Consider the following 13,521-nt stretch of genomic DNA (forward strand, 5'->3'; position numbering starts at 1 on the left):
CGTGAAGTTCTCCCTTGGACACCTCGTTATCGCCCGCGAATCCGAAAGGCAATGCGGCGGATCTGAATCAATTAAAGCAGATCCGGTAAAAAGTCGGCATCCGGGAATTTGATTTTTTTGCCTTTCTTAATGATTGGCGAGATTTACTTAAAGAGAATCATTTTCATCTCTGGCGCAAATTAGTTAATCGTGGTGAAAGAATGTTGAGTTTTGCCAAAAAAATATCCGGCCCATGGAAAACGTTTGCGAGTCGAGCCTATATTTGACTCGCGATCACGCCTGGAGACACGAGAATCGGACGGCAGGTACTGACGAACGGGTAGGCGGGCAGCGGCGGTACGGTTATCCGACCGGGCAGGTCCGGCGTTTGATTGTCGGGCGGAAGGCTCTGTACATGCGGGATTTCGGCGGGGAGGCGGTGTTGGCCTGCAGGGACGGGCGGAGCTCGACTGTGCTCCTCGGGGCAGTGCTTCCGGCTATATGAAAACAACTGTTTCTAATTAGAGAAAAACTTACCGGGTGACGAAAGGGGCTTAAAAGTAAAATATGCCGATTCAATAATTCTCATCGATTCATTCTCATTGGTTTTTAATCAAGCCAACCACTTCGGATTGGTGGCGGGGCGGTGTTTTTCCAAAAAACATCGAATAGCGAATTCCAGTATTTGCCTTCTGCATTTTTAAATGCATCGAGGCAATACCCGGTGTCGTCGATTCTCTTATGGGAAGGTGTGATTATGCGTATGCGCATGGGTTCGAACAAAAAGCGCGCGGAAGCACGTCCGAAACTCCTCGTCCCGACCGGCATGCTGGTCGCGCTGGTCGGCGCCGGGATCGTCCCCGTCGACGCGCTGGCCGCCTGCACCGGAACGACGACCGTCAGTTGTACCGGAGCCACCACGTCCTATTCGAACGGCACCAATAATCTCAACCTGACCGTTGCGCCCCTGGCGACCGTATCCGTGGTGCCGTTGCTCGGCGGCACCGCGCTGTCGTTGACCGGCAGCGGCGTCACGCTGACCAACAACGGCAGGATCGACCCCGCGTTGTCCGGGTTGAGCCTCGTGTCGAACGGCACGGTCGTCGGCAATATCGGGTCGGCGAGCACCGTCAACGTCACGAACACGAGCTCGGGCGTGATGATGGGGTCGACGAGCTCGCTGCTCAACGGGCCCGCGTTGACGGTATACAACGGCACGGGCGGAACGACGAACATCACGAATGCCGGCACGATCGGTACGACCGGTTTGCTGGGCTTCAGCGCAGGCCCGACCGCGCAGGTCGTGACCACGTCGGGCGGCGCACAGGTCAACTTCACCAACGCGAGCGGCGGCGCGATCAACGGTTCGGTGGTGCTCGCACCCAGCGGGACGCCGGGCGCGGGGAACACGTTCACCAACGCCGGCACCGTTACCGGCAACGTGTCGCTGGGCGCGGCCCTCGGCACGTCGAACACGTTCAATGCGCAGACCGGATCGTCGGTCGGGCTCGGCGTCGATGCCGGGCTGGGCGGCAACAACACGCTCAACCTGCAACTGAACACGGCCGTCGGTGGCCCGGCGAACGGCACCATTGCAGTCGATACGTACGGCAATTTCAACAACCTCGGCGTGCAGGGCGGCACGTGGGACCTCACCGGCGCATCGACCGCGACGAACGCGTCGCTGACCGGCGGCACCGCGATCGTCCACGGCGCCGGGGCGCTGGGCACCGGCACGATCGTCGCCGGCGGCGGCACGCTCGAGGCCGGCGCGGCCGGCGTGAACCTCCTCAACAACGTGGCGCTCGGCACGAGCCTGACGGTCGACGGCGCGAACGGGCTCGCGTTGTCGGGCACGATCGGCGGCGGCGGCGCGCTGAACGCGAGCGGTACCGGCACGCTGACGCTGAACGGCGCCAATTCGTTCACGGGCGGAACGAATCTGACGGGCGGCGGCGGGCTCGTCGTCGGCACCGGCACGGCGCTCGGCACGGGCGCGCTGAACGTGAGCAGTGCGGGCGGCACGCTCGGCACCAGCGTCGGCGGCACGTTGCTCGGCAATGCCGTGAATATCGACACCGGCGTGACGCTCGGCCTGAACGGTTCGGCCAACCTCGGGCTGGGCGGCACGATCGCCGGCAATGGCGGTCTTGCGCAAACCGGCACGGGGACGACGACGCTGCTCGGCGCGAACACGTTCTCGGGCGGCACGGCGCTGAGCGGCGGCGGGCTGATCGCCGGCACCGGCGCGGCGCTCGGCACCGGCGCGCTGCATGTGACCGGTGCGGGCGGCTCGCTGGCGACGAACGTGGGCGGCACGCTGCTCGGCAATGCGGTGAATCTCGATACAGGCGCCACGCTGGGCCTGAACGGCGCGGCCGGCCTGAGCCTCGGCGGCGCGATCGCCGGTAACGGCGGGCTCGCGCAAAGCGGCACGGGCACGACGACGCTGCTCGGCGTGAACACGTTTTCGGGCGGCACGGCACTGAGCGGCGGCGGGTTGATCGCCGGCAACGGCGCGGCGCTCGGCACGGGGGCGCTGAACGTATCCGGCGCTGGCGGCACGCTTGCGACGAGCGTCGGCGGCACGCTGCTCGGCAATGCAGTGAACCTCGGTGCGGGCGCGACGCTCGGCCTGAACGGCGCGGCCGACCTGAGCCTGGGCGGTGCGATCGGCGGGAGTGGCCATCTGGCGCAAAGCGGCGCCGGCACGACGACGCTGCTCGGCGCGAACACGTTCACGGGCGGCACGGCGCTGAGTGGTGGCGGGTTGATCGCCGGCAACGGCGCGGCGCTCGGCACGGGCGCGCTGAACGTATCCGGCACGGGCGGCACCCTCGCGACGAACGTCGGCGGCACCGTGCTGGGCAACGCGGTGAATCTCGGCGCGGGCGCCACGCTCGGCCTGAACGGCGCCGCCGATCTCGGCCTGAACGGCGCGATCTCGGGCGCGGGCGGCCTCGCGCTCGGCGGCACCGGCGCGACGACGCTGTCCGGCGCGAACACGTTTACGGGCGGCGCGAGCCTGACGGGCGGCGGCAGTCTGATCGTCGGCGGCAACACGGCGCTCGGCCTGGGCGGCGCGTTGAACGTGAGCGGTCTCGGCGGTTCGCTGAGCGCGGATCTGGCCGCCGGCGCGGCGCTCGCGAACGGCATCAATTTGAACGGCGCATCGTTGACGCTGAACGGCGCGAACGACCTCGGCCTGAGCGGCGCGATCGGCGGCAGCGGCGGTCTCGTGCTGAGCGGCACGGGGACGACGACGCTGTCCGGCGCGAACACCTTCGGCGGCAGCACGACGCTGAGCGCCGGCACGCTGCTCGCCGGCGGCAATACGGCGCTCGGCAGCGGCGCGCTGAACGTCGCCGGTGCGGGCGGTGCGCTTGGCGCGAGCGTGAACGGCATCGCGCTGGGCAACGCGATGAACCTCGGCGCCGGCGCGACGCTGTCTTTGACTGGCACGCACGATCTTGGCCTGAACGGCGTGATCGCCGGGAACGGCGGTCTCGCGCAAATCGGCTCGGGCATCACGACGCTGACCGGCGCGAACACGTTCTCCGGCGGCACGACGCTCGCTGGCGGCGGCATCCTCGCCGGCAACGGCGCGGCACTGGGTACGGGCGCGCTGAACGTGACCGGCGCGGGCGGCTCGCTCGGCACGACCGTCGGCGGCACGGTGCTCGGCAACGCGATCCAGCTCGGCGCGGGCGCGGCGCTGACGGTTGGGGGTGCGAACGATCTCGGGCTGGGCGGGATCATTTCCGGTAGCGGCGGCCTGTCCGTGAACGGCCCGGGTAGAACGACGCTCACCGCGGCCGAAACGTTTACCGGCGGCACCACGATCGGCAGCGGCACGCTCGCGATCGGCGCGGGCGGCAGCCTTGCCGCGTCGAGCCCCGTCAACCTGACCGGCGCCGGTGCGCAGTTCAATATCAGCGGAGCGACCACGCCGCAGTCGATCGGCACGCTGTCGGGTGTCGCCGGTTCGACGATCGATCTCGGTGCGAACCACCTGACACTCGCGGGCAGCGGCAGCGGCGTCTTCGCGGGCAACATCGGCGGAGCGGGCGGGCTGACGCTCGCCGGCACCGGCTCGCAGGCGCTGACCGGCAACAACACGTATGCGGGCGGCACCGCGCTGACGGGCGGCAGCCTGGTCGTCGGCAGCGGCGCGGCGCTCGGCCTCGGCGCACTCGACGTCAACGGGTCGGCGTCGCTCGGCGCGAGCGTGCCGGGCGTGACGCTTGGCAATGCGGTCAATCTCGGCGCCGGTGTCACGCTGGGGTTGAACGGCGCGAACGATCTCGGCCTGAGCGGCACGATCGCCGGCAACGGCGGGCTCGCGCAAACGGGCAGCGGCACGACGACGCTGCTCGGGGCGAACACCTTCTCGGGTGGCACCACGTTGAGCGGCGGCGGACTGATCGCCGGCAGCGGCGCGGCGCTCGGCACGGGCGCGTTGAACGTGACCGGCGCGGGCGGCACGCTCGCCACGAACGTCGCCGGTACCTTGCTCGGCAACGCGGTGAACCTCGGCGCGGGTGCGACGCTCGGCCTGAACGGCGCGGCCGATCTGAGCCTAGGCGGCGTGATCGGCGGCAACGGCGGGCTCGCGCAAACGGGCAGCGGCACGACGACGCTGCTCGGGGCGAACACGTTCGCCGGCGGCACGACGCTGAGCGGCGGCGGCCTCATCGCCGGCAATGGCTCGGCGCTCGGCACGGGCGCGTTGAACGTGACCGGCGCGGGCGGCTCGCTCGGCACGAGCGTCGGCGGCACGGTACTCGGCAACGCGGTGAATCTCGGCGCGGGCGCGACGCTGACGGTCGGCGGCGCGAACAATCTGGGCCTCGGCGGCGCGATTTCGGGCGGCGGCAATCTGTCGGTCAGCGGCCCGTCGATCACGACGCTCACGGGGGCGGGCAGCTACACCGGCAACACGACGATCGGCAACGGCAGCACGCTGGCGGTGGGCGCGGGCGGCAGCCTGTCGGGCGGCAGCCTGTTCGATCTGGCCGGGGCGGGCGCGACGCTCGACCTGAGTGCGGCCACGTCGCCGCAGACGACGGGCGGGCTGATCGGCACGGCCGGCGCGGCCGTGAATCTCGGCGGCAATACGCTGGCGCTCGGCGGCTCCGGTAACGGCACGTTCGGCGGCACGATCGGCGGTGCGGGCGGGCTGACGCTCGCCGGCACCGGCACGGAAACGTTGACGGGCGCCAACACGTACACCGGCGGCACACTGATCAACAGCGGCACGCTGGCGATCGGCGCGGGCGGCAGTCTGGCGGCGGGCGGCGCAGTCAATCTGGGCGGGGCCGGCGCAACCTTCGACCTGAGCGGCGCGGCGCTGCCGCAGGCGATCGGCACGCTGTCGGGCGTGGCCGGTTCGACGGTGAACCTCGGCGGCAACGGCCTGACGCTGGGCGGCGCCGGCAGCGGCACGTTCGGCGGCACGATCGCGGGCGCAGGCGGCAGCCTGACGCTGTCGGGCACGGGCACCGAAACGCTGAACGGGGCCAACACATACACGGGCGGCACGCACCTCGCCGGTGGCGGCACGCTGGTCGCCGGCAACGGCGCGGCACTCGGCACGGGCGCGTTGAACGTCGCCGGCGCCGGCGGCACGCTGGCCGCGAGCATTGCCGGCACGACGCTGAACAACGCGGTGAATCTCGGCGCCGGTTCGTCACTGACGCTTGGCGGCGCGAACGACCTGAGCCTCGGCGGCATCATCGCCGGCGGCGGCAGTCTCGCGCAAACCGGCAGCGGAACGACCGCGCTCACCGGCGCGAACACGTACACGGGCGGTACGACGCTCGGCGCCGGCGGTCTGTCGGTCGGCAGCAATACGGCGCTCGGCACGGGTGCACTCACCGTCACCGGCAGCGGCGGCGCGCTCAGTGCGAGCACGGCGAACCTGCTGCTGGCGAACGCCATCGATCTGGGCATCGGCTCGACGCTGCATCTCGGCGGCGCGTTCGACTTCGGCCTGAACGGGACCGTTTCCGGCGCAGGCGGCGTGGTGCAGTCCGGCGCGGGCACGACCACGCTCGGCGGCGCGAACACCTACGGCGGCGGGACGACGCTGAACAGCGGCGGACTGAGCGTGGGCAGCAATACGGCGCTCGGTTCCGGCGCGTTGAACGTGACCGGCAACGGCACGCTGAACGCCAGCGTGAGCGGCACGACGCTCGGCAACGCCGTGACGCTCGGCGCGGGTGCGACGCTCGGGCTGAACGGCGCGAACGATCTCGGCCTGAGCGGCACGATTTCCGGCAGCGGCGGGCTTGCGCAGACCGGCGCGGGCACTACGACGCTCACCGGCACGAACACCTATGACGGCGGCACCACGTTGAGCGGCGGCGGGCTCATCGCGGGCAATGGCAGCGCGCTGGGTTCCGGCGCGCTGAACGTGACGGGCGCGGGTGGCTCGCTCGGCACGAGCGTGGCCGGCACGACGCTCGGCAATGCGGTGAATCTCGGCGCGGGTTCGACGCTGACGGTTGGCGGTGCGAACGATCTCGGGCTGGGCGGCGGGATTTCGGGCAGCGGCGGTCTGTCGGTCAGCGGCCCGTCGACGACGACGCTCACCGGCGTGAACACCTACACCGGCAACACGACGATCGGCGGCGGCAGCACGCTGGCGGTGGGCGCGGGCGGCGGCCTGTCGGCAGGCAGCGCGCTCGACCTGGCGGGCACGGGCGCGACGCTCGACATCAGCGCGGCGACCACGCCGCAGACGAGCGGCATGCTGTCCGGCGTAGCGGGCACGAACGTGAACCTCGGCGGCAACACGCTGACGCTGGCCGGCGCCGGCAACGGCAGCTATGCGGGGACGATCGGCGGCACCGGCGGGCTGACGATGGCCGGTACGGGAACGGAAACGCTGACCGGCACCAACACGTACACCGGCGCGACGACGATCAACAGCGGCACGCTGGCGATCGGCGCGGGCGGCAGCCTGTCGGCGAGCAGCCCGGTGAATCTCGCGGGTGCGGGGGCGACCTTCGACGTCAGCGGCGCGACGACGCCGCAGACTACGGGCACGCTGTCGGGCGTGGCCGGTTCGACGGTGAACCTGGGCGGCAACAACCTGACGCTCGGCGGCACGGGCAGCGGCACGTACGGCGGCACGATCGCGGGCGCGGGCGGCAGCCTCACGTTGTCGGGCACGGGTACCGAAACGCTGACCGGCAACAATACCTACACGGGCGGCACGAATCTCACCGGCGGCGGCACGCTGATCGCGGGCAGCGGCTCGGCGCTCGGCACGGGCGCGCTGAACACCGGCGGCGCAGGTGGCACGCTCGGCACCAGCGTGGCCGGTACGACGCTGACCAACGCGATCAATCTCGGCGCGGGTTCGACGCTGACGGTTGGCGGTGCGAACAATCTGGGCCTGGGCGGTGCGATCGGCGGCAGCGGCAACCTGGCGGTGAGCGGCCCGTCGACGACGACGCTCACCGGTACCGGCACGTACACCGGCAACACGACGATCGGCAACGGCAGCACGCTGGCGGTCGGCGCGGGCGGCAGCCTGTCGTCGGGCAGCGCGATCGATCTGGCCGGCGCGGGCGCGACCCTGGACGTGAGCGCGGCCACGTCGCCGCAGACCACGGGCACGCTGTCGGGCGCAGCCGGTTCGGCGGTGAACCTCGGCGGCAATACGCTGACGCTCGGCGGGTCGGGCAACGGCACGTTCGGCGGAACGGTTGGCGGCACGGGCGGCCTGACGCTGTCGGGCACCGGCACGGAAACGTTGACGGGGACCAACACGTACACCGGCGCGACGACGATCAACAGCGGCACGCTGGCGATCGGCGCGGGCGGCAGCCTGTCGGGCAGCAGCCCGGTGAATCTGGCCGGTGCGGGCGCGACCTTCGACGTCAGCGGCGCGACCACGCCGCAGACCACGGGCACGCTGTCGGGCGTCGCGGGTTCGACGGTGAACCTCGGCGGCAACAACCTGACGCTCGGCGGCACGGGCAACGGCACGTACGGCGGCACGGTCGCGGGCGCGGGCGGCAGCCTCACGTTGTCGGGCACGGGTACCGAAACGCTGACCGGCAACAATACGTACACGGGTGGCACGACCCTGAGCGGCGGCGGCACGCTGGTCGCGGGCAACGGCTCGGCGCTCGGCACGGGTGCGCTGAACACGAGCGGCGCAGGCGGCACGCTGGCCGCGAGCACGCCCGGCACGACGCTCGGCAACGCGGTGAATCTCGGAGCGGGTTCGACGCTGACGGTTGGCGGTGCGAACAATCTGGGCCTGGGCGGCGCCATCGGCGGCAGCGGCAACCTCGCGGTCAATGGTCCGTCGACGACGACGCTGTCGGGCGCGAACACCTACACCGGCAGCACGACGATCGGCGGCGGCAGCACGCTGGCGGTCGGCGCGGGCGGCAGCCTGTCGTCGGGCAGCGCGATCGACCTGTCGGGCACGGGTGCGACGCTCGACCTGAGCGCGGCGACTTCCGCGCAGACGACCGGCGCGCTGTCCGGCGGCGCGGGGACGAACGTCGACCTGGGCGGCAATACGCTGACGCTCGGCGGCGCGGGCAGCGGCACGTACGGGGGCGTGATCGGCGGCACGGGCGGGTTGACGCTGTCGGGCACCGGCACCGAAACGCTGACGGGCACCAACACCTACACCGGCGCGACGACGATCAACAGCGGCACGCTCGCGATCGGCGGCAACGGCAGCCTGTCGTCGAGCAGCCCGGTCAGCCTGACGGCGGCCGGCGCGACGCTCGACCTGAGCGGCGCCGCGTCGCCGCAATCGACCGGCGCGATCTCGGGTGTGGCCGGCTCGACGGTGAACCTGGGCAACAACAACCTGACGCTCGGCGGGGCGGCCAGCGGTACCTATGCGGGCAACATCGCCGGCACCGGCGGCGTGACGATGTCGGGCACCGGCACGGAAACGCTGACGGGCAGCAATACGTACACGGGTGCCACCACGATCAACAGCGGCACGCTGGCGATCGGCGCGGGCGGCAGCCTGTCGGGGACGACGCCGGTGAGCCTGACGGGTGCGGGCGCAACCTTCGACCTGAGCGGCGCGACCACGCCGCAGACCACGGGCACGCTGTCGGGCGTGGCCGGTTCGACGGTGAACCTCGGCGGCAACAACCTGACGCTCGGCGGGTCGGGTAGCGGTACTTACGACGGCACGATCGCGGGTGCGGGCGGCAGCCTGACGCTGGGCGGCACGGGCACCGAAACGCTGACCGGAGTCAACACGTACACGGGCGGCACGAGCCTGACCGGCGGCGGCACGTTGATCGCGGGCAATGGTTCGGCACTGGGCACGGGTACGCTGAACACGAGCGGCGCGGGCGGCACGCTCGGCACCAGCGTGGCCGGCACGACGCTGACCAACGCGATCAATCTCGGAGCGGGTTCGACGCTGACGGTTGGTGGTGCGAACAATCTCGGCCTGGGCGGCACGATCTCGGGCAACGGCAACCTCGCGGTGAACGGCCCGTCGACGACGACGCTCACCGGCGTCGGCACGTACACCGGCAACACGACGATCGGCAACGGCAGCACGCTGGCGGTGGGCGCGGGCGGCAGCCTGTCCGGCGGCAGCGCGGTCGATCTGGCCGGTGCAGGTGCGACGCTCGATCTGAGCGCTGCCACGACGCCGCAGTCGACGGGCGCGTTGTCGGGCGTAACGGGGGCGAGCGTGAATCTCGGCGGCAATGCGCTGACGCTCGGCGGGTCGGGCAGCGGCACGTACGGCGGCACGATCGCCGGCACGGGCGGCAGCCTGACGCTGGCGGGCACGGGCACCGAAGCGCTCAACGGGACGAACACGTACACGGGCGGCACGACCCTGAGCGGCGGCGGCACGCTGCTCGCCGGCAACGGTTCGGCGCTCGGCACGGGCGCGCTGAACACGAGCGGCGCGGGCGGCGCGCTCGGCACCAGCGTGGCCGGCACGACGCTGACCAACGCGATCAATCTCGGCGGGGGCTCGACGCTGACGGTTGGCGGTGCGAACAACCTGGGTCTCGGCGGCGCGATCTCGGGCAGCGGCAACCTCGCGGTGAACGGCCCGTCGACGACGACGCTCACCGGCACCGGCACGTACACCGGCAACACGACGATCGGCAACGGCAGCACGCTGGCGGTGGGCGCGGGCGGCGGCCTGTCGGCAGGCAGCGCGCTCGACCTGGCGGGCACGGGCGCCACGCTGGATCTGAGCGCGGCCACGACGCCGCAGACCACGGGCGCCGTGTCGGGCGTGTCGGGTTCGACCGTGAATCTGGGCAGCAACACGCTGACGCTGGCCGGTGCCGGTAACGGCACGTACGGCGGCACCGTGGCCGGCACGGGCGGCTTGACGTTGTCGGGCAGCGGGACGCAAACGCTGACGGGCAACAACACGTACACCGGTGCGACGACGATCAACAGCGGCACGCTGGCGATCGGCGCGGGCGGCAGCCTCTCCGGCAGCAGCCCGCTGAGCCTGACCGGTGCGGGCGCAACCTTCGACGTCAGCGGCGCGACGACGCCGCAAACGACGACCGCGCTGTCGGGCGTGGCCGGTTCGACGGTGAACCTCGGCGGCAACAACCTGACGCTCGGCGGATCGGGCAGCGGCACGTTCGGCGGCACGATCGCCGGCACGGGCGGCAGCCTGACGCTGGGCGGCACGGGCACCGAGACGCTGAGCGGTCCGAACACGTATTCGGGCGGCACGAACCTGACCGGTGGCGGCACGCTGGTCGCGGGCAGCAACGCGGCGCTCGGTACCGGCGCGCTCAATGCGAGCGGCGCGGGCGGCACGCTGGCAGCCGGCACGCCGGGTACGACGCTCGCCAATGCGGTGAACCTCGGGGCGGGTGCGACGCTGACGGTGAGCGGCCCGAACAGCCTCGGCCTGACCGGGGCGATTGCCGGCAACGGCAATCTGTCGATCACCGGCCCGGCGACGACGACGCTGTCGGGGGCGAACACCTACACCGGCGGCACGAGCGTCACCGGCGGCGGCACGCTGGTGGCCGGCACGCCGACCGCACTTGGCAGCGGCACGCTGAGCATCGGTGGCACCGGCGGCACGCTCGGGACCAACGTCGCGGGCACGACGCTCGGCAACGCGGTGAATCTCGGCACGGGCTCGACGCTGACGGTCGGCGGCGCGAACAACCTCGGCCTGAGCGGCCCGATCTCCGGCAGCGGCAACCTGGCGGTGAGCGGCCCGTCGACGACGACCCTCGGCGGCGCAAACGTGTACACGGGCGGCACGACTATCGGCAACGGCAGCACGCTGGCGGTCGGCGGCAACGGCAGCCTGTCGGCGGGCAGCGCCCTGACGCTGGCCGGCGGCGGCGCGACGCTCGACGTCGGCGCGGCCACGACGCCGCAGACGGCGAGCGCGCTGTCGGGCGCCGCCGGTTCGACCGTGAATCTCGGCGGCAATACGCTGACCGTGGCCGGTCCGACGGGCGGTTCGTTCGGCGGCACGATCGCGGGCACCGGCGGCTTCGCGGTGCAGGGCGGCGGCACGCAGACGCTGACCGGCGCCAACACGTACACCGGCGGCACGACGATCGGCAGCGGCAGCATGCTCGCGCTCGCCGGTGCAGGCAGCCTCGCGCCGACGAGCCCGGTGATCCTCGCGGGCAGCGGCGCGACGCTGAACCTGGCGGCCTCGGCCGCGCCGCAGTCGATCGGCACGCTGTCGGGTACGACGGGTTCGACCGTGAATCTCGGCGCGACGCCGCTGACGGTCAATACCGCGGGCACCAGCTCGTTCGCGGGCACGCTGTCGGGTACCGGCCCGCTGACGCTGGCCGGCACGGGCGCGCAGGTGCTGAGCGGGACGAGCACGCTGTCCGGGCCGACGAACGTGACCGGCGGCACGCTCGCCGTGACCGGTTCGCTGGCCAGCTCGCCGGTGACCGTCGGCAGCGGCGCGACCGTCACCGGGACGGGCACGATCGGCGGCCTGGTCGTGTCGGGCGGCGGTACCGCGTCGGTCCTCCAGCTCGGGCAGCCGCTGAAGGTCGCGGGCAACGCGACCTTCCAGCCGGGCTCGACGCTGCAGGTCGGCGTCACGCCGCAGCAGAACGGCGGCCTCGACGTGACCGGCTCCGCCACGCTCAACGGTGGGTCGGTGCAGGTCGTCGCGGCGACCGGGCAATACCAGCCGGGCAAGCTCTACACCATCGTGAATGCCGGCGCGGGCGTGCAAGGGCAATTCAGCGCGGTGAACTCGACGTATGCGTTCCTCACGCCGACGCTCACGTACAACCCGGCGCAGGTACTGATGTCGCTGGCGCCGAACGGCACGCCGTTCGCGTCGGTGGCGACCACGCCCGACGGGCAAGCGGTGGCGGGCGCGGTCGGCACGCTCGGCGCCGGCAACCCGCTGTTCGATACGGTGCTGACGTCGGATGCGACGACCGCGAACCGCGCATTCACGCAACTGGCCGGCGATCTGTATCCGAGTACGCGTAGCGTGCTGCTGTCGGACAGCCGCTACGTGCGCGACGCGGTGCTCGATCGCGCGCGGCTCGGTTCGCAGCCGGGCGGGGCGCTGTGCGGATGCGAGGCGCCGGTGTCGGCGGACGACCATGCGGCGGCGCTCGACCGGCGCATGGCCGCGGAGAACGGCTGCACGCCGGCCAAGTCGTACAAGCCCGCGGTGTGGGGCCGACTGTACGGCTCGCATAGCCGGTTCAACGGCGACGGCGTCACGTCGATCGATCGCAATCTGTATGGCTTCATCGTCGGCACGGATGCGGAAGTCAGCAGCCACTGGCGCGTCGGTATCGCGGGCGGCGCGTCGCGCAGCCAGCTCAATACCGACCAGAACGAGTCGGCGAAGGTCAACGGCGGGACGATCGCGCTGTACGCCAGCGGCCGATACGACGCGTGGAACGTGCGCGGTGGCGTGTCGCAGTCGTGGTACCGCGTGCATGGCGAGCGCAATCCGTCGTTCGGCAGCTTCGCCGATCACGATACCGCCAGCTACGACGCGAACGCGACGCAGGTGTTCACCGAGATCGGCTACTCGACGGCCATTCGCAACGTCTCGCTCGAACCGTTCGTCGGGCTGGCGTTCGCGAGCCTGCACACCGGCGGCTTCAAGGAGAACGGCGGCGCGGCGGCACTGCAGGGCGATTCCGACACGACGGGCCTCGGCTTCTCGACGCTCGGCGTGCGGGCCTCGACGGACGTCGCGGTCACGACGAAGGGCAAGGTCACGGCGTTCGGCACCGTCGGCTGGCGGCATGCATTCGGCAATACGCAGCCGGCGTCGACGCTGTCGTTCGCGAGCGGCGGTTCGCCGTTCAGCGTGACCGGCGTGCCGGTCGCGCGTGATGCCGCGGTGCTCGAGGTCGGTGTCGATGCGGCAGTGACCAAGAACCTGTCGCTCGGCTTGTCGTATAGCGGCCAGCTTGGCGGCCACATCAGCGATCACGCGTTGTACGGCAATCTGTTGTGGAAGTTCTAAAGGGAGGGGCGACGGCCGCTCGCGATGAAGTCGTCGTGAGCGGCCGATCGTTTATCGATGGTTATGTG

The 13,521-nt window shown here is 71.2% G+C and carries 1 protein-coding gene; it reads left to right on the forward strand.

Annotated features, from left to right (window positions below; genetic code table 11):
* Nucleotides 1–736 precede the first annotated feature (736 nt).
* Complete coding sequence (locus tag HWX07_RS07030; RefSeq protein WP_175875732.1) at nt 737–13,453, forward strand: autotransporter-associated beta strand repeat-containing protein; 12,717 nt, start codon at nt 737–739, stop codon at nt 13,451–13,453.
* The last annotated feature ends 68 nt before the right edge of the window (nt 13,454–13,521 follow it).

Origin of the sequence: Burkholderia sp. BCC0097 (assembly GCF_902832985.1) — a bacterium.
Classification (GTDB): domain Bacteria; phylum Pseudomonadota; class Gammaproteobacteria; order Burkholderiales; family Burkholderiaceae; genus Burkholderia; species Burkholderia orbicola.

Excerpts from the sequence above, each read along its gene's own strand:
- HWX07_RS07030 (WP_175875732.1), top strand. The coding sequence starts at position 737 with ATGCGTATGCGCATGGGTTCGAACAAAAAGCGCGCGGAAGCACGTCCG.